This window comes from Nocardia sp. NPDC059154, assembly GCF_042755705.1.
GTDB lineage: Bacteria > Actinomycetota > Actinomycetes > Mycobacteriales > Mycobacteriaceae > Nocardia.
Map to the genome: position 1 here is coordinate 1 of NZ_JBHZCS010000057.1, position 24,669 is coordinate 24,669.

General features: G+C 68.1%; 23 protein-coding genes and 2 pseudogenes. 7 read left to right on the top strand and 18 right to left on the bottom strand.

All coding sequences use genetic code 11. The annotated features are described in order from the left end of the window. From ACFXN1_RS36755 to ACFXN1_RS36765, 3 genes and pseudogenes are all read left to right on the top strand, one after another. Nucleotides 1–842: pseudogene (locus ACFXN1_RS36755) on the top strand (DNA-directed RNA polymerase subunit beta); the annotation flags it as partial. A 13-nt stretch (nt 843–855) separates the two neighbouring features. Beyond that, nucleotides 856–1,104 carry a hypothetical protein gene (locus tag ACFXN1_RS36760; RefSeq protein ID WP_379445273.1) on the top strand — a complete coding sequence of 83 codons (249 nt, stop codon included), beginning with the start codon at nt 856–858 and terminating at the stop codon, nt 1,102–1,104. Nucleotides 1,105–1,385: 281 nt separating this feature from the next. Beyond that, the gene (locus ACFXN1_RS36765; RefSeq protein ID WP_379445271.1) at nt 1,386–1,643 is read left to right on the top strand and encodes a hypothetical protein; all 258 of its coding nucleotides are present in this window, start codon (nt 1,386–1,388) and stop codon (nt 1,641–1,643) included. Between the two features lie 65 nt (nt 1,644–1,708). On the opposite strand, the gene ACFXN1_RS36770 is transcribed toward ACFXN1_RS36765, so the two are convergent. From ACFXN1_RS36770 to ACFXN1_RS36780, 3 genes and pseudogenes are all read right to left on the bottom strand, one after another. Continuing rightward, nucleotides 1,709–2,305 carry an alpha/beta fold hydrolase gene (locus ACFXN1_RS36770; RefSeq protein ID WP_379445270.1) on the bottom strand — a complete coding sequence of 199 codons (597 nt, stop codon included), beginning with the start codon at nt 2,303–2,305 and terminating at the stop codon, nt 1,709–1,711. Nucleotides 2,306–2,472: 167 nt separating this feature from the next. Next, entirely contained in the window at nt 2,473–3,060 is a 588-nt protein-coding gene (locus ACFXN1_RS36775; protein ID WP_379445269.1) for a LuxR C-terminal-related transcriptional regulator, read from the bottom strand. Between the two features lie 559 nt (nt 3,061–3,619). Continuing rightward, nucleotides 3,620–4,024, bottom strand: a pseudogene (locus ACFXN1_RS36780) (ATP-binding protein); the annotation flags it as partial. Between the two features lie 560 nt (nt 4,025–4,584). Here ACFXN1_RS36780 and ACFXN1_RS36785 point away from each other — a divergent pair. Further along, a complete protein-coding gene (locus ACFXN1_RS36785) occupies nt 4,585–6,654 on the top strand; it encodes an SDR family oxidoreductase (protein WP_379445268.1) in 2,070 nt (689 codons plus the stop codon). A 209-nt stretch (nt 6,655–6,863) separates the two neighbouring features. On the opposite strand, the gene ACFXN1_RS36790 is transcribed toward ACFXN1_RS36785, so the two are convergent. Then, nucleotides 6,864–7,514, bottom strand: a complete 651-nt coding sequence (locus ACFXN1_RS36790; RefSeq protein ID WP_379445266.1) for a cutinase family protein — start codon at nt 7,512–7,514, stop codon at nt 6,864–6,866. A gap of 268 nt (nt 7,515–7,782) precedes the next feature. Here ACFXN1_RS36790 and ACFXN1_RS36795 point away from each other — a divergent pair, with 268 nt between their 5' ends. Next, nucleotides 7,783–9,183, top strand: coding sequence for a wax ester/triacylglycerol synthase family O-acyltransferase (locus tag ACFXN1_RS36795; RefSeq protein ID WP_379445265.1), 1,401 nt, complete (start codon nt 7,783–7,785; stop codon nt 9,181–9,183). A 16-nt stretch (nt 9,184–9,199) separates the two neighbouring features. Here the strand turns inward: ACFXN1_RS36795 and ACFXN1_RS36800 are convergent, their stop codons facing one another. Beyond that, the gene (locus tag ACFXN1_RS36800; RefSeq protein WP_379403269.1) at nt 9,200–10,123 is read right to left on the bottom strand and encodes an alpha/beta fold hydrolase; all 924 of its coding nucleotides are present in this window, start codon (nt 10,121–10,123) and stop codon (nt 9,200–9,202) included. 84 nt (nt 10,124–10,207) lie between these two features. Beyond that, nucleotides 10,208–11,113: an expansin EXLX1 family cellulose-binding protein gene (locus ACFXN1_RS36805; RefSeq protein WP_379445263.1), complete on the bottom strand. Its 906-nt coding sequence runs from the start codon at nt 11,111–11,113 to the stop codon at nt 10,208–10,210. 221 nt (nt 11,114–11,334) lie between these two features. Here ACFXN1_RS36805 and ACFXN1_RS36810 point away from each other — a divergent pair, with 221 nt between their 5' ends. Next, nucleotides 11,335–12,192 carry a cyclopropane mycolic acid synthase family methyltransferase gene (locus ACFXN1_RS36810; RefSeq protein ID WP_379445276.1) on the top strand — a complete coding sequence of 286 codons (858 nt, stop codon included), beginning with the start codon at nt 11,335–11,337 and terminating at the stop codon, nt 12,190–12,192. On the opposite strand, the gene ACFXN1_RS36815 is transcribed toward ACFXN1_RS36810, so the two are convergent. Beyond that, nucleotides 12,176–13,189: a zinc-binding alcohol dehydrogenase family protein gene (locus ACFXN1_RS36815; protein WP_379445275.1), complete on the bottom strand. Its 1,014-nt coding sequence runs from the start codon at nt 13,187–13,189 to the stop codon at nt 12,176–12,178. The genes ACFXN1_RS36810 and ACFXN1_RS36815 overlap by 17 nt on opposite strands. 264 nt (nt 13,190–13,453) lie before the next feature. On the opposite strand from ACFXN1_RS36815, the gene ACFXN1_RS36820 reads away from it, so the two are divergent. Continuing rightward, nucleotides 13,454–15,040 carry a glycosyltransferase family 39 protein gene (locus ACFXN1_RS36820; RefSeq protein WP_379445262.1) on the top strand — a complete coding sequence of 529 codons (1,587 nt, stop codon included), beginning with the start codon at nt 13,454–13,456 and terminating at the stop codon, nt 15,038–15,040. A gap of 102 nt (nt 15,041–15,142) precedes the next feature. On the opposite strand, the gene ACFXN1_RS36825 is transcribed toward ACFXN1_RS36820, so the two are convergent. The 11 genes from ACFXN1_RS36825 to ACFXN1_RS36875 all read right to left on the bottom strand — a co-directional run bounded on the left by ACFXN1_RS36825 (nt 15,143) and on the right by ACFXN1_RS36875 (nt 24,666). Beyond that, entirely contained in the window at nt 15,143–15,895 is a 753-nt protein-coding gene (locus ACFXN1_RS36825; RefSeq protein ID WP_379445261.1) for an SDR family NAD(P)-dependent oxidoreductase, read from the bottom strand. Nucleotides 15,896–15,987: 92 nt separating this feature from the next. Next, nucleotides 15,988–16,602, bottom strand: a complete 615-nt coding sequence (locus ACFXN1_RS36830) for a methyltransferase domain-containing protein (protein ID WP_379445259.1) — start codon at nt 16,600–16,602, stop codon at nt 15,988–15,990. A 114-nt stretch (nt 16,603–16,716) separates the two neighbouring features. After that, nucleotides 16,717–17,355 carry a TetR/AcrR family transcriptional regulator gene (locus ACFXN1_RS36835; RefSeq protein ID WP_379445258.1) on the bottom strand — a complete coding sequence of 213 codons (639 nt, stop codon included), beginning with the start codon at nt 17,353–17,355 and terminating at the stop codon, nt 16,717–16,719. Then, nucleotides 17,352–18,056 carry a TetR/AcrR family transcriptional regulator gene (locus ACFXN1_RS36840; RefSeq protein ID WP_379463807.1) on the bottom strand — a complete coding sequence of 235 codons (705 nt, stop codon included), beginning with the start codon at nt 18,054–18,056 and terminating at the stop codon, nt 17,352–17,354. The genes ACFXN1_RS36835 and ACFXN1_RS36840 overlap by 4 nt, the downstream gene beginning before the upstream one ends. After that, nucleotides 17,996–18,703 carry a hypothetical protein gene (locus tag ACFXN1_RS36845; protein WP_379445256.1) on the bottom strand — a complete coding sequence of 236 codons (708 nt, stop codon included), beginning with the start codon at nt 18,701–18,703 and terminating at the stop codon, nt 17,996–17,998. Before ACFXN1_RS36845 ends, ACFXN1_RS36840 begins: the two co-directional genes overlap by 61 nt. A 14-nt stretch (nt 18,704–18,717) precedes the next feature. Beyond that, nucleotides 18,718–19,668 carry an MlaD family protein gene (locus tag ACFXN1_RS36850; protein ID WP_379445255.1) on the bottom strand — a complete coding sequence of 317 codons (951 nt, stop codon included), beginning with the start codon at nt 19,666–19,668 and terminating at the stop codon, nt 18,718–18,720. Further along, complete coding sequence (locus ACFXN1_RS36855) at nt 19,669–20,694, bottom strand: MlaD family protein (RefSeq protein WP_379463801.1); 1,026 nt, start codon at nt 20,692–20,694, stop codon at nt 19,669–19,671. After that, nucleotides 20,691–21,620 (bottom strand): MCE family protein, encoded by a 930-nt coding sequence (locus tag ACFXN1_RS36860; protein WP_379442235.1) that lies wholly within the window; start codon nt 21,618–21,620, stop codon nt 20,691–20,693. The genes ACFXN1_RS36855 and ACFXN1_RS36860 overlap by 4 nt, the downstream gene beginning before the upstream one ends. Next, nucleotides 21,621–22,634 (bottom strand): MlaD family protein, encoded by a 1,014-nt coding sequence (locus ACFXN1_RS36865; RefSeq protein ID WP_379403259.1) that lies wholly within the window; start codon nt 22,632–22,634, stop codon nt 21,621–21,623. After that, the gene (locus ACFXN1_RS36870) at nt 22,634–23,641 is read right to left on the bottom strand and encodes an MCE family protein (RefSeq protein WP_379442234.1); all 1,008 of its coding nucleotides are present in this window, start codon (nt 23,639–23,641) and stop codon (nt 22,634–22,636) included. The genes ACFXN1_RS36865 and ACFXN1_RS36870 overlap by 1 nt, the downstream gene beginning before the upstream one ends. Beyond that, nucleotides 23,638–24,666, bottom strand: coding sequence for an MlaD family protein (locus tag ACFXN1_RS36875; RefSeq protein WP_379442232.1), 1,029 nt, complete (start codon nt 24,664–24,666; stop codon nt 23,638–23,640). Before ACFXN1_RS36875 ends, ACFXN1_RS36870 begins: the two co-directional genes overlap by 4 nt. Nucleotides 24,667–24,669 lie beyond the last annotated feature (3 nt).

Here is a 24,669-nt window from a genome sequence, read left to right on the forward strand (position 1 = left end):
TCCCGCAGGAGGACATGCCGTTCCTGCCCGACGGCACGCCGGTCGACATCATCCTGAACACCCACGGTGTGCCGCGTCGTATGAACATCGGCCAGATCCTCGAAACCCACCTCGGGTGGATCGGCAAGGCGGGCTGGAACATTCGGCTCACCGACGGCATCCGCCCCGACTGGGCGCAGCGTCTGCCCGCGGAACTGCTGTCCGCACAACCGGATACCAACCTCGCCACCCCGGTCTTCGACGGCGCCCGCACGGAAGAGCTGACCGGTCTGCTCGGCTCGACTCTGCCCAACCGCGACGGCGAGGTCATGGTCGGCGAGGACGGCAAGGCCACCCTCTTCGACGGCCGCACCGGCGAACCGTTCCCCTACCCCATAGCCGTCGGCTACATGTACATCCTCAAACTCCACCACCTGGTCGACGACAAGATCCACGCGCGTTCGACCGGCCCGTACTCGATGATCACCCAGCAGCCCCTCGGCGGTAAGGCGCAGTTCGGTGGTCAGCGCTTCGGTGAGATGGAGTGCTGGGCCATGCAGGCGTACGGCGCGGCCTACACCCTGCAGGAACTCCTCACCATCAAGTCGGACGACGTGGTCGGCCGCGTGAAGGTGTACGAGGCGATCGTCAAGGGCGAGAACATCCCCGAACCGGGCGTCCCAGAATCCTTCAAGGTCCTGCTCAAAGAACTCCAATCCCTCTGCCTCAATGTCGAAGTCCTCTCCGCCGGCGCCGCCATCGAACTCCAGCAACCCGACGACGACTTCGACCGCGCCGCCACCAATCTCGGAATCACCCTCACCCACAACGAATCCGCCACCATCACCGACCTGACCAGCTGATCCACCCTGCCGCGTGCCGCGTCCCGGCTCCCCGGGACGCGGCACACGCGCTGGTTCCAGCATTGCGACGGCTCAACACGGTTGGCAGTCTGTCCGCCGTATCGAAGCGGGCGGCGACGCCGACACCACGGCCGCGATCGTGGGCGGAATCGTGGCCGCCCACACCGGAATCGGTGCCGACGGCGACCTGTGCGCGGTGCCCCGCGAATGGCTGTCGGCGCGGGAACCCCTGCCCTCGTGGGTGACGGCACCCGCACGGTAATCGTCGGGAGGCACGGATCACACGGACCGGGGCCGCGAGCGTTCGTCGATCCGGAAGTCGTCGGCCGCCGCGGTGTGACCGGGCTCATGCCAGCGTGGGGGCAAGTCCCCGGTCGCGGCAAGTGTGATGCTTGTCGGGTTCCCTCGGCGGTAGACCGATCGTCATACTTGATCGTGGTTTCGTGGCGGGCGGTCGTTGCTCGCCGGACCGATCAGATGCTGGGGACCGCCCATGGGTGCGGTTCGAAGAGTCCCCGGCAGTTCAGGAGATCAGGAGGGTTGATGGATCGCCGTCGAGTGGCAATCGGGATTGTTGTCACCGGTCTCGCGTTGAGTGCTCCCACCGTGGCCGTGGGCGCGGGTTTGGCCGGGGCGGCACCGGTGACCGAGGGATGCCATAGCGGTACCCGGGTTCCCACCGAGGACCCGCACGAGTACGACTCGTGCATTGCGGGTGAGTGGGGCAATGTGCGGCGGTGCCCGCCGTTCACGATCGTCGATCAGACCGTGGACGGCGACATCCGCTGCGTGAACGAGTGACGTTCGCGCCTGCGGCACACGGGTTCCGGGGATCGGTCTCCGGCACCGTGCACACCTGACAGGCGCTAGCCGGCGGAGACCCCTCGGGGCGCGGCAAGACATTCTTCGACGAGCCGGACCGCCTCGGGCAATTCGATGTGGTCTTCCGGGTAGGCCCCGAGGTGGCCGCCGTCGGGGAGGACGGTGGCGATCGCGCCGAGCTCGCGGACCAGAACGCCCACGTGTTCGAGTGGGTCGGGCGCGTTGACCGGGTCGTCGATGGCCTGGAGCACCCGGAACTGCTTGGCGGCGGCGCGGATTCGCGTCCAGTCGAAGTCACCCGCGAAGAAGCCGGCGAGCAGGTCGTAGCCGACCTCGTGGACCGAGGCCGAGACCAGGACGACCCCGGCGAAGACCCCCGCGGCCGGATCGTGCGCCTCGAGCACGCGCAGCACATTGACCGCGCCGATGCTGTGGCCGACCAGCACGGTGTCCTCGGGCCGGCTCACGGCGCTGGCCGCCGCCAACGCTTCGCGCCACGGATCACGCTGCGGCGCATCCGTATTGGGCAGGTTGGGGATGACGACCTGATGCCCCCGGCCGGTCAGCTCGGCGCCGAAGGGGGGAAACCAGACGCTGTCCGCACGGGCTTGCAGTCCGTGCGAGACCACGATGGTGCTCACTGCTCGATGGTCCTCTCGTTGTCGTTCCGGCCATCGAGCCTGCACGACGGCACTGGCATTCGACTGGCAAGGCCCCCGCCGTCGGTGCCGGGCGGGGAAGGCGGCGTCGGCGTCGGACAGGTCGCCCGCGAAGGAGCCATGGAAGCCGGGCCGGCGCCGGGAATCCGTCAGATGACGTACGTATGCCGTTGCAGGGCATCACGCAGCGCACCGCGGCGGGTGATCCCGAGTTTGTGGAAGACGCGCTGGAGGTGGGTGGAGACCGTTCTGGACGACAGGAACAGCTGCTCGCCGATCTGTTTGTTGGTCTGCCCGGCAGCGGCGAGTTCGGCGACGGCCAGCTCGCGCGCGGTCAGCGGATTCGGCCCGCCCGCAGTGGAATTCGCGCGGGCGGCGCTGAGCTCGGCGCGGGTGCGCTGCAACCATGGTTCGGCACCGAGTTCGGCGAAAATCCTTGCGGCCGTGTCGAGATGCGTCCTGGCCGCGACGGTGGCGCGGTCGCGGCGGAGCTGCTCGCCGTAGAGCAGTTCGATGCGCGCACGATCGAACACCCACCGCTCGGCGCCGGGCGTGGCCAGCGCCCGTTCGAACAGCGCGCTGCCGTCCTCGGGATGCGCGACCGCCAGCGCGGCGGTGGTGATCATCGCCAGTCGTGGCGAAAGCTCGTCCAGCCCGGCCGCTTTCGCCGCACCCGCATGCGCCCGCGCCTCGTCCACGCGGCCGCTGCGGGCCGCGGCTTCGGTCAGGTCGAGCACCAGCCACAGGGCGTGGGGTGTGCCGGAATTCGAGGCGGCCGGTCCGCGGATTCGCCCGCACGATTCCCGCCCGCTCGGCCGCCGCCAGATCCCCCGCACCCTGCGGGAGCGCGACGCCGTCGGCGAGGCTCATACCCTGGTCCGCGGCCCCGAGCACGACGACCAGCAGCGAGCGCCGGGTCTCCGGCGGCAAGGCCTCGATCCGGGCGGTGAACACCCGCTGCAGGCGCCGGGTCAACGGCAGCATCTCCGGCAAACGCCCCGTGGCACTGTGGGTTTCGAGGGCGATGGGCAACTCCAGCAGTGCCAGCGGATTGCCCCGGGCATCGGTGCGCAGCCGGCGCCGCACCGCGGCCGGGAGGGCAGGAAACTCCGATTCCAGCAGTTCCTCGGCGCTGTGATCGTCCAGTGGCTCGACCTCCCGGATCCGAAACCCGCTGCGCGTGAACGCATCACCGGCATCGGAGCGCACCGACGCCAGCAGCCGGATATCGGTGGCTCCGAGGCGGCGCAGGGCGTAGATCAGCACCATGCTGCTGGCCAGGTCCAGCCATTGCACGTCGTCGATCACCAGCAGCACCGGACCGCCCTCGGCTCCGGCCCAGACCCGCAGCAGCGCAAGGGTTGCCGAGCCGGCGAGCAGGGTCGCGGGCAGGCTCCCCGGCTCCAGCCCCATGATCACGCGCATGGCATCCCGGTGCGACGCCTCGAGTCGATCGACGAATCCGGCCATCGGTTGCAGTAGCTGGTTCAAGCCGCCGAACCGCAGGCCCGCCTCGAATTCCAGGGCGGCCGCACGCAGCACCCGGGTCCCGTTCCAGGCCGCGATCTCGGCGGCCGCGTCCAGCAGCGCGGTCTTGCCGACCCCGGCCTCACCGCTGAGCACCAGCACGGTGTCATCGCCCGGGACGACGGTGACGAACGCGGAGATCACCTCGATATCGACCGCCCGACCGACCAGCATCCGCCACCACTCTCCGACCGCACCACATCGTCCCGATCATTCTGACCACGCGGCATTCCAGGCCCCGCGCATTTCGGGGAATACCCGCCGAATCCGCCCACCCAGTGGGCGCAGGTGCGAGCCGGGTGCGGCCCGCGAATTGCACGGCGGGCCGGGCAACGATGATTCGGCGGGTGAGGCGGCAGAGGCGGGCAATTCCGACCGCCGGAACCGGTCGCTGACCGGGCAAACCCCCAGAGATCCAACAAGTGAGCGCACGCTCAGGACATTTGACCAGTTGCCTATGAATTGCCAAGGGGGCTGATACGTTACATCAAACCCCTTGTTACACATATCAACTCGAATAGCTCCGAGGTGACCATCCCCACAGCACCGAAACGGCGATTCCGGTTGAACGCCCAACCTGGAATCCGTAAAGTTACTCACTAGTTAGGCACGAAGGTGTTCCTACCTCGGCCCAACATTCTGCTAGGGGGCCAATCGCATACCGTCCGCATCCACCGACGCATGTCGGACGAACACCGTTGGATACCAACAGGTTCGTATTTAAGGAGGGGACGATGGTTTCGTACATCGTCACGGGCGGTACTGGATTCCTGGGCCGGCGCGTTGTCGCCGCGCTGCTGGAGCGCGACCCGGAGGCCGTGGTCCACGCACTGACGCGTGAGGCCTCGGTGGCCAAACTGCGCGAGCTGGCGGCGGGCTGGGGCGCCGAAGATCGGGTGTTCCCACTAGTCGGAGACCTGGCCGCGCCGGGACTGGGCCTGCCGGAGGGCGCCGGCAGCCGCTTCTCGGAGGCCCCGCGGGCCGATCACATCATCCACCTCGGCGCGGTCTACGACATGACCGCCGACGCCGAGGTCACCTACGCGGCCAATGTGCAGGGCACCCGCTCGGTCATCGACCTGGCCCTGGAACTGGGCGCGGTGCTGCACCACGTCTCGTCGGTCGCGGTCGCGGGCGATCACAAGGGCAAGTTCTTCGAGGACGACTTCGACCTCGGCCAGGGCCTGCACTCCCCCTATCACCGCACCAAGTTCGAAGCCGAGAAGATGGTCCGCGAGGCCGCGGGCCTGCGCTGGCGGGTCTACCGCCCGGCCATCGTGGCCGGCGACTCCCGCACCGGCGAGATGGACAAGATCGACGGGCCGTACTACTTCTTCCCCGCCATCGCGGGGCTGGCGGCACTGCCCTCGGAGCTGCCCATGCCGATCCCCGACCTGGGCGCCACCAATATCGTTCCGGTGGACTATGTGGTCGACGCCATGGTCGAGCTGATCGGCAAGCCCGGGCTCATCGGCCGCACCTTCCACCTCACCAACCCGGAACCGCAGCCGTTCACCGAGATCTACAACGCGCTCGCCCGCGCCGCCGGCGCGCCGACCGCCATCGGCACCGTGCCCGGCTCGCACACCGCACTCAACGCCCTCGGCGGGCTGCCGGGCGTGCCCGCGGTGCGGGACTTCCTGCTGGAGCGCTTCGGCATTCCCGCCGAGGTGGCCCCGCACACGTCCTTCGAGTCGACCTTCGTCTCCGAATCCACCCGCGCGCAGCTGCGTGGCAGCGGCATCGAGGTGCCGAAGTTCGAGGACTATGCCGCCGCCCTGTGGAAGTACTGGCGCGCCAACCTGGATCCCGATCGCGCCCGCCGCATCGAGGGCGATCGCCTGGCGGGCCGCATCGTGCTGATCACCGGCGCGTCCTCCGGCATCGGCCTGGCGACCGCGCACGCGGTGGCCAAGCGCGGCGCGACCGTGCTCATGGTGGCGCGCACCGAGGAGGACCTGAACGCCGCGGCCGCGGAGGTGCGGGTGGAAAGCGGTGCGGCGCAGGCGTACATCTGCGACATCACCGACGAGAAGTCGGTGGAGCTGCTGGTCAAGCAGGTGCTGGCCGATCACGGGCACGTCGACTACGTGGTGAACAACGCGGGCCGCTCGATCCGCCGCTCGGTGCTCAACTCCACCGATCGCATGCACGACTTCGAACGGACCATGGCGGTCAACTACTTCGGCGCGGTGCGGCTCATCCTGGCGCTGTTGCCGTCCATGCGGGAGCGCCGCTTCGGGCACTTCGTGAACATCTCCTCGATCGCGGTGCAGACCAAGGTGCCGCGCTTCGCGGCGTACGTGGCCAGCAAGTCGGCGCTGGACAACTTCAGCGAGATCGCCGCGGTCGAGAACGCCGACGCCGGAATCACGTTCACCTCGGTCCGCATGCCGCTGGTGCGCACCGCCATGATCGCGCCGACCGACCTGTACAAGTCCATCCCGGTGCACAGCCCGGATCAGGCGGCCGACATCGTGGTGCGCGCGCTCGAGCGCCGGCCCAGCCGGATCGACACCCCCATCGGCACCTTCGCCCAGGTCGTCGACACGGTCATGCCCTCGGTGAAGCGCGCCATCCTGCACCAGGGCTTCCGGATGTTCGGCGAGTCCAAGGCGGCACGCACGCCCGCGCCGGTCGCCCCGGTGACCGCCGAAACCGCCACGGTGGACGCCGAAACCGCCACGGAGAAGCCGGAATCGCGCAGCCCGCTGCTCGCGCTGGCCCCGATCGTGCAGCCGCTCATGGGCCTGCCCGCCCCGGCTGCGCGCATCACCAACCGCATTCCGGGCCTGCACTGGTAAACAGCTCGTCCGCCAACACGGTTCGGCCCGGTGTGGAACAGCACACCGGGCCGGCCGTTGTTCGGTATCCGCGGTGCGGTGGTGGGCGAGGCCCCAAGTGCCGTGACACCTGACGCCCCCCGAACCGCGGATACCCGGACCCCGCTCCGGGGTCTCGTCAGCAAGTCCACGAGACCGCCCGGGAGCCGGGCCCTTTCCCCTCCCCGGGGTCAGATGCGGTCCGCGGCGAAGTTCACCGCGTCCACCAGATCGCTGCCGTAGGCGACGTGCGCGTTGGCGTCGACGCCGGAGCCGCAGATGGGATCGCCGCCGGTGCACCAGTCCCCGGTGCGGAACTGGTACGCGCCGGGCACATTCCAGCCCAGGCCGCGCATGGGGTCACCGAACAGCAGTACCGCGGCGACGCGCTCGCCGAGGTAGCCCGGCAGCTGCACCCGGCCCGGATACCAGGACATCACGCCGGTGCCCAGTGCCGCGTGCACGACCGCCGCGCCCTGCGAGTAGCCGACCAGGACGAACTCCTGGCCCGGGCAGGCGGCGGCCGCAGCGGCCAAGTACCCCACCAGATCCGCGCTCCCCGCGCCCACATCGAACGAGTAGTCGGCGGGGTAGTTCACGCGATAGGAACTCGTCGAAACGGGCAGCCGATCCTGCAGCATGCCGTAGAGCGGATCGCCGATCTCGTCGCCGAGCCACCCGGGTTCGCCTGTGCCCCTTGCCACTACGACGTCCACGGCGGCGCATTCCGCGTCCGCGTGGGCCCTCGATGGTGGAACGAACACGGTCGCGATCGTCAGCATGATCGCGAGACCCAAAGCCGTACGCCACTTTCCGGGCAGCAATACCCTCCGGTCGCCCATTGACCTCACCTCTCACGTCGTTGTGAGAAGCCCAGTGACTCTTGTCATTGACTAGAGACCGATCACCGGGCCATGTGACCCAAGGTAGGAAGGGTCCAGGAGGGCGGCAACGAATTCTACTGGAGAGACACCTGATTGGTACCCAAACGTTTCATCATGAAACTTGTTATCTACGTGCTACTTTGGGGCTACGAATCGGCCACGGACGGGATCCGGCCCACACCGCGAACCGCGCGCAAAATGGAACTAGTTCTCATAGTGTGTTGGTATGGAACGACTTACCGGGCTCGATGCGAGCTTCCTCTATCTCGAAACAGACACCCAACTCCTGCACGTCTGCGCAATGCTGATACTCGATCCCGCCGCCGACGGGGTGAGCTACGAGCACGAGGCCTTCAAGGCCGAACTCGGACGGCGGCTGCACCTCATCCCGGCCATGACCCGGCGGCTGCACGCGGTGCCGCTGAACCTCGATCATCCGGTCTGGGTGCGGGATTCGAACTTCGACCTGGACTACCACGTGCGCCGGCTCGCGCTGCCCGCCGGGGCCGGGGACCGGGGACTGGCCGAACTCGCCGCCGACATCGCCGGACGCCCCCTCGACCGCAGCCGACCGCTGTGGGAGATGTGGGTGGTCGAGGGCCTGCCGCACGGCAAGGTGGCGGTCATCTCGAAGTACCACCACGCCATCGTGGACGGCATCACCGGCACCAACATGATGATGCACCTGTGCGATGTGCAGCCGGGTGTGTCCTACACCCCGCCCGTCGAGATCGGCCCGGCCGAAACGGAACCCAATGATCTGCAGCTGGCCGGGGAGGCGCTGCTGAAACTTCCGGGCCGGCTCGGGATGGTCGGCATGGTGCCCAAGACCGTTGGCATTCTGGGCGGTCTGGTGCAGCGGCGACGGGGCAACGGAAGCCGCGGCATGCCCTTGCCCTTCACCGCGCCGCGCACGCCGTTCAATCGGGCAATCACCCAGCATCGCGCCATCTCCTTCGTGCAGACCGAGCTGTCGGATATCAAGGAGATAAAGACCGCCTTCGGGGTGAAGGTCAACGACGTGGTGCTGGCGGTGGTCGGCGGCGCGCTGCGCAGCTACCTCGAGGTGCACGACGAACTGCCCGAAACCTCGCTCATGGCCTCGGTTCCGGTGTCCACGCACGAGACCTCACGCCACGAGGAGGGCACCAACAAGGTGTCGACCATCTTCGCGCGGCTCTACACCGAGATCGAGGATCCGGTGGCGCGGGTGCTGGCCATCGCCGAGGACAATCGCGGAGCCAAGGAGGAGCACAACCTGATCGGCGCCGACTTCCTCCAGGACTGGGCGAAGTACGCGCCGCCCAACACCTTCCAGCTGGCCGCCCGGGCATACTCGTCGCTCAAGCTGGCCGAGCACCACCCGGTGGTGCACAACCTGGTGGTGTCGAACGTGCCCGGGCCCAACTTCCCCATGTACTTCCTGGGAGTCCGGGTGGCGTCGATGTATCCGTTCGGGCCGGTGTTCCACGGCGCGGGACTCACCGCCACCGTGATCTCCAACAACGGGCACCTGGATTTCGGGTTCATCGCCTGCAAGGAACTGGTGCCGGATGTGGACACCATCGCCGACGCCGTCCCCGAGGTGATCACCGCGCTGCTCAAGGCCGCGCGCGAAAAGGCCTGACCCGGGCCCGAATTCGCTACACCCGATCCACCACCGATTGAACGGCCTCGAGGAACACCGGGACAAAGACGTCCGCCTCGAGTGCGCAGGCCGCGTGACCGGCCTTGGCGAGGAAGATCTCCGCTCCCGGAATCGCCTTCGCCATCTCCAGCTGACGGAAGACGGGCAGCGCCCGATCCCGCGTGGTGATCACCACCGCCGTCGGCACTTTCAGCGTCGGCAGCCAGTCCGACGCATCGAAACGCCCCAGCACCGCGAGCGCCTGTGCGAGCGCCCAGCCGCTGGTGGCCCGCAGTTCCGTCATGGCCCAGCGATCCATCCGGCCCACCGGCCACGAGGATTCGGGCAGCGTGGGCAGTTTGTCGCGGCGCAGTTCGGCGCGGCGGAAGGACCATTCGGAGAACAGCGTGGCGGTGGCCGACCAGCCGCGGTGGAAGGCCCGCTCGCGCCACTTCTCCTGGAAGCGGTAGGTGGTGGCGGCCAGTACCAGCCCGCCCACGCGATCCGGATGCCGGTGCGCGGTCAGCTGGGCGACCACGCCACCCATGGAATAGCCTGCGAGAATAGGGCGTTCGACGCCCACCGCATCGGCGACGGCGACGACGTCATCGGCGAGATCGTCGAGATCGAAACGCTCGGAACGGATTCCGTGACCGTGCCAGCGCTGATCGAACAAGACCACGCGGTAGCGCTCGTTGAGTTCGCGCAGGCACGGGAACCAGTTGAGCATGGCGGTGGTGGCCATGCCGTGCAGCAGCAGCACGGTCGGCGAATCCGCGGCCGGACCCGGCAGGTCCACCACGTAGGTCGAGCCGCGGCCGGGCAGCTCCACCATCGCACCCTGTGGCACCTCGGTCAGCCGGGAGATGCGCGGCGAGAGCCGCCGGCCACGGCGGGGCGCGGCGGCGGGCGTGGTCAGGTCCGAGCTGGGGTTCGTCATCGAAGGCCTCCCGGCACACCGCCTCGGCGGTCGAAATGGAACACGTTCCACTTTATGATGCCATACCGCGGACGGACCTGCGGGTTACGGCTCGCAGACGTCCGGGGCGGCGACGACCGTGGTCACGACCACCGGAGCGGCCGGCGAGGGCGGGGTGACGGGCGGGTCGGCGGGAATCTCGTAGAGGTGAATTCCGGTGCGGCGCACCTGCCCCGGCACCAGGGTGACGTCCGAGACGAAGGCGGCGTGACCGTAGATATCGATCACCTCGGCCGTGAACGGGCCCGGACCGAGACCGGAGAGGTTCCAGTAGTTGTCGTTGCCGCGCCGCAGGGGCCGGTAGTCACCGCCCGAGGCGGGGCGCAGCGCGACCTGACGGATGGGATTTCCGGTGCCGGAGAACAGGATTCCGATCCAGCTGGGCGAGGAGCTCGGCTGCACCCGGTAGAAGAGCTCGGGCGCCGGATCGGGGTCGCGCACCTGGCTGATCCGGATCGGCGCGACACCGTCGGCAGCCTCGGCGATGACTTCGAAAGCCGAACGGCTCAAATCGTATTGGTCCGGGCCGCAACCGGGGCAGCGGTCCACGACCAGGGCGCGGACGCTGCCGAGCGGGCCGTCGATATCGACGTAGGAGCCGCAGGGGGCGGAACCGTCGTACTGACCGGTCGGGACCCCGACGTAGTAGCCGTCCAGCGGCAGACCGGGCAGCGAGCACGCCGCCACGCCCTGATCGAAGGCGTAGAACCGGGCCTCGCCCGGTTCCGGGGCCGGTTCCGACTCCTCGATTTGAATCTGCTGTGGAGTAACCGAACTCAGTGCAGCAGCCGCGGGAAGCGTGATGACGGTTGTGGTGGGTGAGGCCGTACTACAGCTGAGGGACTGCGGTCTTATCCACCACGTGGCCAGTCCCACCACCACCGCTCCCACCAGAATCGTCCACAACCATGGCCTGCCAGAATGGACCTCTTCGCGTCCGGTGCGGTGCATGGCCGGTCCCCAACCCTCCGTATTGTGTTTGCTGACGCGATGCTGCACTCCACATCAGGAAAGCAGCCGACGCCGTTTCGCCGGGCTCGAATCGGAAAGTCGGAGGGAAAACGGCGGCGTGTTGCCGGTGTGTCCTGGAGTTAGAACCGCAGGCCACGGCGCTTCGTATGTCCGGGTATCCCGCATTTCCGGATGCCCGCTCGCCTCAGGAGACCGCCGCCATGGCCCAGCTCGCGCCCTTCTACCGGCAGGTGCAGTCCCACTACGACCTGTCGGACGCCTTCTACGCGCTGTTCCTCGACCCGACCATGACCTACAGCTGCGCCTACTTCGACCGCGCGGGCATGAACCTGGAGGAGGCCCAACTGGCCAAGATCGACCTTGCCCTGGGCAAGCTGGGACTCGAGCCCGGAATGACACTGCTCGATGTCGGCTGCGGGTGGGGGTCGACCATGATCCGGGCGGTGCTGACCTACGGGGTACGGGTGATCGGACTGACCCTGAGCCGCAATCAATTCGAGTCGGTCCAGACGCGGCTGCGGGAACTCGGTATCTCCGAAGCCGAAGTGCGGCTGCAGGGTTGGGAGGAATTCGAGGGCACCGCCGATCGGATCGTCAGCATCGGGGCCTTCGAGCACTTCCGCAAGGAGCGGTATGCGGAATTCTTCACCCGGTGCCATCGGATGCTGCCCCCGGACGGACGCATGCTGCTGCACACCATCATCGGGCGCACCCTGGCCGAGCTGCGGTCCGCCGAGATCCCGGTCACCCGCCAGGATGCGCTGTTCCACATCTTCGTCAAGCGGGAGATCTTCCCCGGAGGCCAACTGCCGCAACCCGATACGGTCCCGCGGGAGGCGGAGGCGGTGGGCTTCCGGACCTCGCGGATCCAGTCGCTGCGGCCGCACTACGCCAAGACCCTCGACCTGTGGGCGGCGGCGCTGGAGTCGCATCACGACGAGGCGGTCCGGATCACCTCCGAGGAGGTCTACCAGCGGTATATCCGGTACCTGACCGGCAGTGCGCACTACTTCCGGGCGGGCCACCTGGACGTCGTGCAGTTCACCCTCCAGAAGTAGGCACCAGGACCGCGGCGCCCGCGAATCGCCCGTGGGCCAGATCCCGGAGGGCCCGATCGGCGGCCTCGAGCGGGTAGGGATGGACGGTCACCTCGAGGCGATGGCCGCCCGCGAAGGCGAGGAAATCCCGGGCGTCCTGCCGGGTATTGGCGGTGACGGATCGAATCTCCCGCTCCTGGAACAGATGCCGCTGGTAGTTCAGTGGCGGAATGTCGCTGAGGTGGATGCCGGCGATCGACAGCACCCCACCGCGATCCAGCGCCGCCAGGGCGGGCAGCACCAGATCACCCACGGGCGCAAAGAGAATCGCCGAATCGAGCGGCTCGGGGGGTGCGTCGGCGGCACCCTGCGCCGAGGCCGCACCCAGCTCCAGGGCGAGCTCCCGGGCCTCCTTGTCGCGGGTCATCACGTGGACTTCCGCGCCCTGCGCCAGCGCCACCTGCGCAGCCAGATGGGCGCTCCCGCCGAATCCGTAGATACCGAGACGTCCACCCTGCGGCAGCGCCGCCCGTCGCAACGCCCGGTACCCGATGATGCCCGCACACAGTAGCGGCGCGAGCTCGGCATCGGTGTATCCGCCGGGCAGGGGTAGCGCGTAATCCGCTGGCACGGTGGCGAATTCGGCGTAGCCGCCGTCGGCGTCCCAGCCGGTGTAGCGCGACTCGGGGCACAGATTCTCGTCGCCCCTTCGGCAGAACCTGCACACTCCACACGTGTGCCGCAGCCAGGCGATCCCGACCCGATCGCCCACCCGGATCTCGCCGTCCACCCCCTCCCCCACCTGCACGACCTCACCGACGACCTCGTGTCCGGGGACCACCCCGGGCCGATGCACCGCCAGATCCCCCTCGGCGACGTGCAGATCGGTCCGGCACACCCCGCATGCCAGCACCCGGACGAGCAACTCCCCGGCGGCGGGTTCGGGTACGGACGTCTGTTCGAAGATCACCGGCCGCTCATCGACCGGGCCCGGCCGCTCGACCCGCCACGCTCTCATCGTCGCCATTCCTCCAGTTTCCTCCCGACGGGCTCGCGGCCGGGAGAAACCGCCCTGGTTCCAGGGCGTCGCGAGGGCGGCGATCAGGGGTTGACCCGGGGTTTCGGCGTGGGCATCGTGGGCGACCGGTAGCGCCTGGGCAAGCCCCTTAAAAGAATGGGGCGACCAAACCGGCGGAAACCAGTTATTCTGCAGCCTGATCGACGCCCGGCCTCGCCGAAAATTCGGTGTTGCCGGGCGTTTTTTCGTGGTCCGGGAGGATGGATGTCAACGATCGACGCGGCGCCCGAGGTGGACGCCGCCGAAGCGGCAGCCGATCCGGTGCCGTTCGCCTGGCGCGGCGTGCTCGCCGTGTCCCTGGGCTTCGCCATCGTGCTCGGCGTGCCCGCGGCGCGGGTCAATTACTTCGGCGATGAGCTGTACTTCCTGGCGGCCGGTCGGCGGCTGGCGTGGGCCTATCCCGATCAGGGGCCGCTGGCGCCGTTCGTCGCGCACCTCATGGATGTGATCGCGCCGGGTTCGGTGCTGGCGCTGCGGATTCCGGCGCTGTTGCTGATGGCGGCCGCGGCGGTGGTGGCGGCCGCTACCGCGCGGGAGCTGGGGGCGGGCGCGCGGTATCAGGTGCTCGCCGCGGCGGCCTACGCGGTCTCGCCGCTGGCGTTCAACCAGATGCAGCTGATCACGCTGACCTTCGACATTCCCCTGCAGGCGGCGATCGTCTGGCTGCTGATTCGCTGGGTGCGGACCCGGCAGGACTGGCTGCTGATCGTCGCCGGCGTGGTAGCGGCGGTGGCGTTCCAGGCGAAGTGGATGATGCCGGGTGTGTGGGCGCTGCTGGGTCTGGGCGTGCTGATCGCCGGACCGCGCGAGTTGCTGCGCCGCCCGGCGCTGTACGTCGGCACGCTGATCCTCACGGTCTCGATGATTCCCGGCATCCTGTGGCAGATGGACCACGACTGGGTGGAATCCAAGATGACCGCGATCATCGCCCAGGAGCAGTACGCCGCCCACACCGGACCGCTGGTCTGCGCGGTGGAGATCGCCGTCCAGTGCGGCCTGCTCGGCGGCCTGCTGAGCATCCTGGGCCTGTGGGGCCTGGTGCGGCTGGAGTCGTTGCGGCCCTACCGTTTCGCCCTGATCGCGGGCGTGGGACTGCTGGTGATCGTCCTCGTCGAGAACGGCCGCTCGTACTACGTCGCGGGCTTCTGGCCGGCCCTGATCGGCGCGGGCGCGTTCGCGCTGAGCACGGTCGAGGCGCGGCGTCAGGTGCGCAAGGCGGTGAACGCCGTGGCGGTGCTGTCGGCCGTCCTGTTCACGGCGTGGATGTGCGCGATCCCGGTGCCGTACAGCTGGGCGTGGGCCCGGGACTTCACCGGGATCGATCGCCCGATCACCGACCAGGCCCAGTACTGGCAGCGCGAGTCGCTGACCGGCCCGGCCGGCTACGAAACCTTCACCAAGGCGGTCGCCGACGCGGTGGCCGGACTGCCCGAATCCGAGCGCGGCAACACCGCGGTGGTCGCGACCGCGTACGTGCAGGCCAGCGCGCTGGAGGAATTCGGCCGCGCCTACAACATGCCGCCGGTCTACAGCCCCAACCGCGGCTTCGGCTACTTCGGCCCGCCGCCGGATTCGGCTCGCACCATCGTCTACCTGTCCGTGGACGGCGTGGGCGACAAGGAGTTCCTCGCCAAGTTCGCCTCCACCACCCAGGTCACCCGCCTCGACGACCCCAACGGCCTCCCCGGCCTGGAACGCCTGGTCACCGTCTACGTCTGCCACGATCCCCTGCAACCCTGGTCCGGGGTCTGGCCGGGCCTGATGACCCTCACCTTCCCCAGCGGAATCTGAGCTACCCGAGCCGGTGTGCGGCCGCGGCGTCACCCGCCGCGGCCGTACTCGTTTCGCTGCCGGACGGCTTGCGGCGGCTGATTCCGCGGTCGCGGGGTGGGGTCAGAGGGACATCTTGCCGTTGTCGACGGTGTAGATGGCGCCGTGGACCGCGGAGGCTTCCTCGGAGCAGAGGAAGGTGACGACGTTGGAGACCTGGGCCGGATCCATGAGACCGCGAGCGGACGCGGTTTTCATGATGAGGGTGTAGTCGGGGTCTGTGGGGAAGGTGAAATTCTCCAGCAGGGGCGTGGTCATGCCGCCGGGGCAGACGGCATTGATCCGGATTGCGCTGCTGTCGAATTCGAGGGCCATGGCCCGGGTGAGCCCGATGAGGCCGTGCTTGGCGGCGCAGTAGCCGGCCGAGTAGGCCTGGCCCTCGAGTCCGGCGATCGAGGCGACGTTGACGATGCAGCCGCCGCGCTCGAGCAGCTGCGGGAGCGCGGCACGGGAGAGGAAGAACGGCGCGCTCAGGTTGACGGCCAGGTCGTACTGCCACTCCTCGTCACTGACCTCGGCGGTGTGCCGCATGGTGTGCGCCCCTGCCGCATTGACCAGAATGTCGATCCCGCCGAATCGTTCCGTACACGCCCGCACCACCTCCGCGGACGCGCCCGGATCAGTGAGATCCGCTGCCAGCCAGCCTGTTTCGTCCCCTTCGAGTGCGGCGTTCAACCGTGCCTCGTCGCGCCCCACCCCGAACACCCGAGCCCCGCCGTCACGCAGCGACTGCGCCACGGCCCGCCCCAACCCGGAAGATGCCCCGGTCACCACCGCGACCCGGTCCTCGAACCGCCCGGCACCATTGCCCGCCATACCGTCTCCATTCCATCCCCGGGCAGCCACGAAACCGCCACCCGCTCGAGCGGCCTCCAAAGTAGCTCAGTCGGCAGCGAGGACCGACAGCCTCATCGCGACCTGTCGAAGACGAACAGGTCGCGCCCGCCGAAGGGCGCCGGCCAGCGGTCCGGGTCGAAGGCGATCTCCCGTAACCCGGCCGCCCGCGCTGCGGCTCGGACATCGTCGCGGGACAGCACGCGCCGTACCTGGAGGGCGATACCCGCCGCCATGCCGGAATCCACGAAGCCGACCAGCCGGGAGAGTTGAAAGGCCGAGCGGCCGAAGAAGAATCCGCGCACCACCAGCGACGCGCGGCCCAGCCGGCCGTCCGAGGTGGACTGGAGCACGATCACGCGCGACGCCACCCGGGCCGTCTCACCGAGCACGGCCGCGGGATCGGCGGGAGACTGCAAGACGTGCAGGACCAGCGCTGTCTCGAAGGCGTCGCTGGGAAACGGCAGCACGCCGTCCGCGCACAGCACCGGCCCGTGCCCCACGACATGCATGTCCACGACATCGGTTTCGATCACATCGAGCCCGGTGATCTTGCGCAGCAGGTCCGCATTGTGGCCGGTCCCGGAGCCGACATCGAGCACCCGCCCGGCCGCGGGCAGATACGGTGCGATCCGCTCGGCGATGCGCGCCGCCCGCTCGCCGGCCGCCCGCTCGAGCCGGGCCTTCACGCCACCCGCTCGGGATCGTGGAACAGCCCGGTCACCTCGAGGCCCACAGTTGATCTTCTCCCCACCCGGCGAACATAGCACCGTCCTCGGAGGGCCCTGGGCAACCGCGCACGGTCATTCCGGGTCGCCGGCGAGTGCAATCCGGAGAAAGGAGACCAGTTGGGTGCGAACACGGTCCTGGGAGAGCCCGTCGGATCCGGCACGTAGCGCCGACAGCAACGCCGAGACCAGGATCGAGAGCAGGACCTCCCCCGCGATCTCCGGATCGAGCGACGGATCCAGGTACCCATGGGCGATCCCGCGCCGCACCACCTCCACCGATTGCGCCCCATAGGCGCGGGCATGGTGCAGGCAGCGGTCCAGGACTCGATCGTCGATCGAAGACGCCTCCAGCAGAAAGAAATTCACCAGTCCGCGTTCGGTCTCGACCAGGTCGTAGCAGCGGTCGACGACGCGGGCGTAGCGCGCGCAGAAGGCGTCGAGGGTGGCGGGGATGTCGTCCCCCTCGGGCCCCAGCAGGCGGGTGCGAATGAGGGTGAAGCAGTGGTCGATGACGGCGTCGAGAATGTCACGCTTGTTGGCGAAGTAGTTGTAGAAGGTGCCGTGGCTGACCCCGGCGGCCGTGGCGATATCGTCCACGCCGATGCCGCGGAAGCCGCGCGTGACCACCAATTCGTAGGCGGCGCCGACCAATTCGGCCCGGCGCTGTGCGGCGCGCGGGTGGCGGCCGCGCTCTGCCCGGCCGGCCGTCACGGCGGGGCGCTCCGGGGGCGCAGGGTCTTGTCGAGAACGTCGATCACCGCGGTCATGCTGCGCTCCCGGATGCCCGGATCGGCCGCGCCCAGCAGTTCCCGCATGATCCACGGCCCGACCATGGTGAGGATGGTGTGCCCCAGCACGTCCGGGTCGATATCGGGACGAATCCACCCTTCCTCCCTGCCGCGTGTCAGTTCCCCCGCGATGAGCGAGGCGGTCAGCGCCTCCAGCCCGAGCAGCCGGTGCGCCAGCTCCGGATCGATGGCCCCGGCCTCCACCACCAGCAGCCGCAGCACCTGCGGCTCCCGTTCGAGCAGGTCCCAGAGCCGGTCGAGGGCCGCTCGCACCGCCGCGACCAGCTCGCCGACCTCGCCCGCGGCGCCGAGGACAGTGTCGAGTTCCATGGCGTCGGTCACCTTCTCGATGCCGAGATCGATGACGTGGTCGAGGATTTCGCGCTTGCTGCCGAAGTAGCGGTAGACGGTGCCCTGTCCGATCCCGGCCCGGGCGGCCACCTCGGAGATGGCAGTGGCCTCGTAGCCGTTGGCGGTGAAGACCTCGAAGGCGGCCTCGATGATCTGCCGGCGGCGCCGCGACGGGAGTTCGGGCTGCGGCGGCCGCCCGATGCGTCGCGAGGTTATTTGGCGGCCCCGCCCTTCTGGCCGAGGTCCTTGGGGCCGTAATCGGTGACCAGCCAGTCGCCGCCGCTCTTGGCCACGGTCAGCACCAGCAGGTTCGGAACGGTCGCCGGGTCGGTCTGCTGCACGTTCTGGGTCTTCTGGGTGGCGTAGACGGTGACGGTGTACTGGTCGTTGCCGTTGGCCTCCACCGAGCTGCCGACCACATCACCGGTCGCCACCACCTGGGCGTCGGTCATGATCTTGGCCAGGGTGTCGTGCACCTGGGTGTACCTGTCGCGCAGCGCATCCGAGGTGCCGCGCTCCACGCCGTCGAAGAAGGCGGGCAGGTTGCGGTAGTCGTAGGTGAGCGAGCGCAGGGTGTAGTCCTTGGCCACCTGGGCGGCGCGGTCGCGGTCGGCCTGGCCGTTCTTCAGCGCGTGGTAGTCGCCGGAGGAGTTGTGCCAGAGCACGCCGAGGACCACGGCCACCACCGCGAGCACGGCGGCGGCGACGGTCACCACCGGGTAGGCGCGTTCGCCGAAACTCTCGGCGGGCACGGTTTTCGAGGTCGCCGGGACCGGAATCGAGATCGGTTCCGCCGCGCCGGTCGGCTCGGCTGCGCCGGTCTGCTCGGTCGCGCCCGTCTGCTCGGTTGCGCCGGTCGGCTCGGTTGCGCCGGTCTGCTCGGTCTCGTCGTTGTGCGCGGTGTTCTCGTTCTCACTCACGAATTGCCTTCTCTCTAGCGAGGAATGTCGATGGCCACATGGGCGGCGCCATCGCCGGGGAACACCGTGGACAGCAGGTCCACGATCGAGCCGGCGTCGACGCGCAGCGGTTTGATCGCGCTGGTCGCGGGTTTCAGGACGGTGGCGATATGGCTCAGGTCGGGCCCGATCAGCTGCAGATAGTCATTGATCTTGGTGACCAGCGGCCCGATCGGATCGTCGTAGATCTTTTCGCCGATGTAGGAGTAGTTCTGGAAGGCGGCGATGATGTGCAGCAGCTCCGGCAGCGCGGTGTCGATGTCCCCGGCGGCCGCGCTCAGGGTCGGGGCGCGCCCGTCGAACTTGTCGCCGAGGTTCTGCACGTTCGCGTACAGCCGTGCGATGGCATCGCGCTTGTCCCGCAACAGGTTCGCGGTGCCGACCAGCGCCCTGGTCAGGTTGGCGACATCGGCGTCGCGGCCCTCGAATCCGGCGGCGACCGTGGTGGCCAGGTTCTGCAGCTTGGCCGGATCCAGTTGCGCGGTCAGCGCGTCCAGCTCGGCGAGCGCGTCACCGACGGTGGTCGCGATCTTGACCTGCCGGTTCGGCACCACGCTGCCGTCGTGCAGGAACGGCCCCTGGGTGCCGCTCGGCCGGAAGTCGAGGAATTGCTCCCCCGCCGCCGACAGGTTGGCGATCCGCACCACGCTGTCCACGGGAATCCGGTATTTCGAGTCGTATTCGAGGGTGACGGCCAATCCGCGTCCGGTGGCGCCGAGATCGCGGACCTTGCCGATGGGCAGGCCGCGCAGCGTCACCTCGGAGGTCTTCATCAGGCCGCCGGAGCTGTCCAGCAGCACGGTGACGGTGTTGTGCTGGCGGCGCGGGTCCAGATTCAGCACGCCGACGGCCATGTAGCTGCCGCAGACCAGGGTGAGCACCAGCAGCATGACCAGCGAAACCGGCCCGGAGAGTGAGAGTTTCATCTAGGGCACCATCCCGATCGAGCGCAGCGTGGTGATCAGCTGGTCGGCCTGCACATCGGCGGACACCCTCTGCACCTTCACATCCGGCGCGCCGAGGAAGGGGATGATCCTCTCCTTCAACAGGGTGTGGAAGGTGTCGAGGTCGGCCGCCAGGGTCAGGTCGGCGTATCCGGCCGTGACCGCGGTCGGCGCGAGGATCGACACGATCGACCGGAAGTCGCCGACGTGCGGCAGCAGCAGGTCGCCGGCGTTCTTGGCCAGCGGGCCGCCGCTGATGATCAGGTTGACCACCGCCAGCAGCACATCCGACAATCCGGCGGCCCGGTCGGGCCCGAACGTGAGAATCTGGTCCACCGCCCCGCGGCCGGATTCCAGCTTGGCGGTGATCTGCTGGGCCGAGGTGAGGATGCGATTCAGATCGTCGGTGTGCGAGGCCATGTCGTGCAGCGCCGCGCGGCCCGCCGCATTGATCCGGTCCAGCTCGGCCGGATCCGACGGGAACGCCGCGTTCACGTCGGTGACCAGCTTCTGGATATCGGACCAGCGTCCACCGGTGATGATGTTGGACAGTGCCCGCAGAATGTCCTCCACATTCGTGGCGGGAATGGTCTGCGACATCGGGATCACATCACCGTTGGCGAGGAACGAGGTGTCCGCGTGCTGGGGTGCTTCCAGCGCGATGTGGATATCGCCCAGAATCGTGGACTGCCGCAATTCCGCTGTCGTGTTCTTCGGCAGTTTGGCGTCGGTGTGCAGTTTCACCGTCGCCACCGCGGTGGTGCCGATCAGATCGATGTGGTCGAGCATGCCGACCTCGACACCGTCGGCGATCACCTTGGCGCGGTCCGGCAGGTTCAGCACCGAGCCGAATTCGATTCGCACGGTATAGGTGTCGCCGGAGGGATAGGTGCCCGGAATCGGGATGTCGGTGGCCTTCACCCCGCAGCCGGTCAGCACCAGCGCGGCCGCCGTGATGAGCGGCGCCAGCCGAATCGCGGTGCGTCTCAGGACCGGTACGCGCCTCATTTCGCACCCACCTGCGGGAGTTGCGCGGCCAGTGGCGGCAGGGCGGCCAGCAGCGAATTGATATCGCCCTCGTGCTGCTGGACGAAGGTGTGCGCCTGCGGCAGTACCGCATCCAGCAGGCCGTAGATCTGCTGATCGTATTTGCCCACATTGCGGGCGATCACCGGCAGGAACTCCACCGCGATATCCACCGCACCGGAGAATTCGGCCGAGAACTGCCCGATCAGCTGGAGCCCGGCGCGCAGATTGTTCAGCACCTCCGCCATATCCGGCCAGTTGGTCACGAACATCGTGGTGAGCTGGTCCAGATTGTCGACCAGCCGCCGGAAGACGGCATCCTTCTGGGTGGGATCGCCGATCACCGCGGACAGCCGCTGCAGCAATTGATTCCACTGCTGCCCGGTGCCGTCGATGGCATTGTTCGCCGCGGTGAGGGTGTCGTCGAGCAATGTGTCGGGTTTGCCGCCGGTACCGCCGCCCCCGGTCAGGTCACCAGCGAGCTTTCCCATGGCGTCGAGCGCCTCGCTGATGCCGATCGGCGTCCTGGTCCGCTCCAGCGGAATGCATTGCGAGGTGTCGAATCGATTGCCGCCGGTGTACGGCTTGGTGAGTTCCACGTGCCGGTCCGTCACAATGGAACTCGACATGGTGACGGCCTGGATATCGGCCGGGAGTTTCACCGAATCCTCGACGCTCATGGTGACCCGCATGCGGTCGCCCATGGCCTCGATCTTGGCGACGGTGCCGACCTCGACACCGAGCATGGTCACGCTATTGCCCTGGTACAGGCCGACGGTATCGGTGAATTCCGCGCACACGCTCTGTTTCGGATCGCGTTTCGAATTCGCCCACGACACCACGATCACCCCGGCGGCCACCACCACGACGGCGACCCCGGCGGCGAGTGCTGCTCTGCCCCATTTCATTCAGCACGCCTTGCCTTCGTAGGGAATGCACAGCTGGACTCCGGCGGCCGGCTGATCCACTCTCAGCTGGGTGCCCAGCATCCCGTTGAGCCGGTTGATGACATCGCGCATCCCGTTGATGACGGTGTCGATCCGATCCGGGTCCGCGGTCACCTTGGAGACCAGCTGCTCGAATTGCGTCACCGACGGCTCGATGCTGTCGCCGTAGGCGGTGATCGGCCGGTGCAGGATGACCAACAGCCTCTTGAGCAGGTTGAACATGCTCACGATGTCGTCCTTGCGATTGCCCAGCTGGTCGGCCACGGCGCCCAGCTGTTTCACGAAATCCGCGAGGAGCGCCTTGTCGTCGGCGATGGCGGCGATGTACTCGTCGGACACATCGAGCGCGCTGTTGAGCTGGTCGGTGCGCTCGGCGAGCAGCCCGGTCAGCTCATCGGCATTGCCGATGACCCCGCGCAGCGCGTCGGGCTGTTGCGCCAGCGCCGAATTCAGCTGCCCGATGGTGCCGCGCATGGTGGCGGCGTCGACCTTGCCGAAGATCGGGGTGCCCTTGTCGAGAATGTCGCTCAGCTCGAACGGGGTGGCGGTTCGCTCCGGCGGAATGTGCTTCGCGGCGAGCTCCTTGTCCCCGGCCGGGGACAGCGCCAGGTAGTGGCCGCCGATCGGGGTCAGCATCTTGACCTCGACTGCGGACCGATCCCCCACGCGCACATCGTGATTCACCGTGAAGCTGACCTCGACGTGGTCGCCGACCAGATCCACGGCGCGGATCTTGCCGACATTGATGCCGGCCACCCGCACCTCGTCCCCCGAGCGCGCACCACCGGAGATCTTGAAGTCGGCCACGTAGGTGCGCTGGCCGAAGGGGATCACATACAGCGCCCCGGCGATGGCCAGCGCGATCACGCACACCACGACACCGGCCATCCCCCAGCGTAATTGGGTGTTCTGGTCCCCGCGCCCGGTGAGCACGTCCCGAATCAGCTCGCCGGCATAGGCGATCAGTGCTCTCATCAGTTGCACACCACCAGTTTCTGGTTGGACAGGATGACGCCGACCACGGCCGGGAGCGCTGCCTCACCGTGCGAGCACGTGATGCGCGGCTGGTAGCCCTGACCCGGCACCGATTGGTTCAGCCCGGTCACCAATTGCGGCGTGAGGGCAAGGATCTGGGTGAGCTGATCGGTCTGCGGCACCAGCCGCCGCAACAGCCCATCGACCGGTCCGTAGCCGGTGTCGTAGGCGTCGCGACCCTCCTCCAGGATCGGAACCATGGGCCCCAGCACGCCTTTCGCGGTGTCGACCGCGCTCAGCATGGTCTGGGTCTTGGCCGTGAACTGGTGCAGGATGCCCGAGAGCTGCTGCACCAGATCGCCCACCGCCTTGGATTTGCCGCCGAGGGAATCGGCGACCATCCCGAGATTCCGGATGAGCAGCACGATCACGGCCTCGCTGTTGCGGGCGTGCTTGGTGAGTGTGTCCAAATCTGCCAGCACCGGCCCGATACCCGAGCCGTCGCCCTGGATGACCCGCAGCAGGTTGGTGCCGAACTGGTTGAGCTGCGCCGGATCCAAGGTGTCGAACATCGGCTCGAAGCCGTTGAACAGCTTCGACACATCGAAGCTCGGGATCGTCCGCTCCACCGGAATCGTCGCTCCGGCAGCCAGTTTCGCTCCACCCTGCCCCTCGGTGAGCAGCTCGACGTACCGCTGTCCGATGAGGTTCTGATAGCGCACCGCGGCCTTGGTGTTGTCGTACACCGGCCGCGTCCGATCCACCGTGAAATGCACCCGCGCCCGAGTACCGTCCAGCGACACCGACTCCACCTTGCCGACGGCGACGCCGGACATGCGCACCGAGTCGCCGGCGAAAAGCCCGGAGACATCGGTGAACACGGCATCGTAGGTGACCTTTTCGCCGGGGATCGGGGTGCGCAGCGCCGTCACGATGAAGGTGGTGCAGGCGGCCACGATCACCAGGAAGACGGTCAGCTTGAGGGCCGATTTGGTGATGTCGCTCATTTCGCCCCTCCCGCCAGCGAATCGGCCAGGTACGGCATGGTTTTCGCGATCAGCTCGAGCTGCAGCTGGACCCGGCCGTCCACCACCGGGAAAGCGCCGTCCATGGCCTGCAGCAGATTCGGCACGCGGTTGTAGGCCGGGGCCACCGACCCCACCGACACACTGATCGGCACCGCCAGGTCCAGAATGCTGTCGAGGATCTTCTCCAGATCCGGGTTGTTCTGCTGCAGCAGATTCGAAAGCCCCACCAGCACCGCGTCGTTCACACCATTGGTGGACTTGTTGGTGCGCGCTTGGTTCTCCGGATCGCCGAAGTAGGCGCTCTGCTCGAGCACGGCCAGGATGGCGTGCCCGGCCGAGGGGGTCAGGTCCCGGAACGCCCCGGTCATGTCCCCGCCGATGCGCAGGTAGTGGGCCAGGGTGTTCTGCTGACCGTCGGCCAGCAGCTTCGCGGTCGCGAAGAACGACTGCAGTACCGGGCCCATGCTCGGGGCATTGTCGAGCAGCAGGTCGAACAGCCGGTGCACCGCCGCCGAATCCAGCACCTGGGTCAGGCGCGCGGCGCGCCGGAAGACCCCGGCCACGGTGGCATTGGTGGCGTTCGCCCCGATCTGCAGCACCGTGTGCTCGCGCAGCTTCCTGCCGCCGGTGCCCGGCACCAATTCGATGGCGCTGGAACCGAACACGTTCGACGAGGTGAAGCGTGCGCTGACGTCGTCGGTGAGGGCGTCGGCCTGGCGGCGCTCGATCGCGAGATCGATGCGCTGATGCCCGTAGCCGACGGTCTCGACCTTCTCGACGGTGCCGATGGCGTAACCGCGGAACTTCACCTCCGCGCCCGGCGCCAGGCCCTCGCCCAGCGTCGCGGCATCGACGGTGACCTCGAACCGGTCCGAGAAATCGCCCCGCGCATAGGAACTCACGACAATCGTCACAGTGACGAGCGCGATGGCGACCACCAGGCCGCGCGCCCGCAACATCCAGGGACCGGCGCTACGGCCGGAATAGTCCTTGAACACGGCCATGTT

Bases quoted from the DNA above. Each gene is read 5' to 3' on its own strand.
- ACFXN1_RS36765 (WP_379445271.1), top strand. From the start codon at position 1,386: ATGGATCGCCGTCGAGTGGCAATCGGGATTGTTGTCACCGGTCTCGCG.
- ACFXN1_RS36785 (WP_379445268.1), top strand. From the start codon at position 4,585: ATGGTTTCGTACATCGTCACGGGCGGTACTGGATTCCTGGGCCGGCGC.
- ACFXN1_RS36790 (WP_379445266.1), bottom strand. From the start codon at position 7,514: ATGGGCGACCGGAGGGTATTGCTGCCCGGAAAGTGGCGTACGGCTTTG.
- ACFXN1_RS36795 (WP_379445265.1), top strand. From the start codon at position 7,783: ATGGAACGACTTACCGGGCTCGATGCGAGCTTCCTCTATCTCGAAACA.
- ACFXN1_RS36800 (WP_379403269.1), bottom strand. From the start codon at position 10,123: ATGACGAACCCCAGCTCGGACCTGACCACGCCCGCCGCCGCGCCCCGC.
- ACFXN1_RS36805 (WP_379445263.1), bottom strand. From the start codon at position 11,113: ATGCACCGCACCGGACGCGAAGAGGTCCATTCTGGCAGGCCATGGTTG.
- ACFXN1_RS36810 (WP_379445276.1), top strand. From the start codon at position 11,335: ATGGCCCAGCTCGCGCCCTTCTACCGGCAGGTGCAGTCCCACTACGAC.
- ACFXN1_RS36815 (WP_379445275.1), bottom strand. From the start codon at position 13,189: ATGAGAGCGTGGCGGGTCGAGCGGCCGGGCCCGGTCGATGAGCGGCCG.
- ACFXN1_RS36820 (WP_379445262.1), top strand. From the start codon at position 13,454: ATGTCAACGATCGACGCGGCGCCCGAGGTGGACGCCGCCGAAGCGGCA.
- ACFXN1_RS36825 (WP_379445261.1), bottom strand. From the start codon at position 15,895: ATGGCGGGCAATGGTGCCGGGCGGTTCGAGGACCGGGTCGCGGTGGTG.
- ACFXN1_RS36850 (WP_379445255.1), bottom strand. From the start codon at position 19,668: ATGAAACTCTCACTCTCCGGGCCGGTTTCGCTGGTCATGCTGCTGGTG.
- ACFXN1_RS36855 (WP_379463801.1), bottom strand. From the start codon at position 20,694: ATGAGGCGCGTACCGGTCCTGAGACGCACCGCGATTCGGCTGGCGCCG.
- ACFXN1_RS36860 (WP_379442235.1), bottom strand. From the start codon at position 21,620: ATGAAATGGGGCAGAGCAGCACTCGCCGCCGGGGTCGCCGTCGTGGTG.
- ACFXN1_RS36865 (WP_379403259.1), bottom strand. From the start codon at position 22,634: ATGAGAGCACTGATCGCCTATGCCGGCGAGCTGATTCGGGACGTGCTC.
- ACFXN1_RS36870 (WP_379442234.1), bottom strand. From the start codon at position 23,641: ATGAGCGACATCACCAAATCGGCCCTCAAGCTGACCGTCTTCCTGGTG.
- ACFXN1_RS36875 (WP_379442232.1), bottom strand. From the start codon at position 24,666: ATGGCCGTGTTCAAGGACTATTCCGGCCGTAGCGCCGGTCCCTGGATG.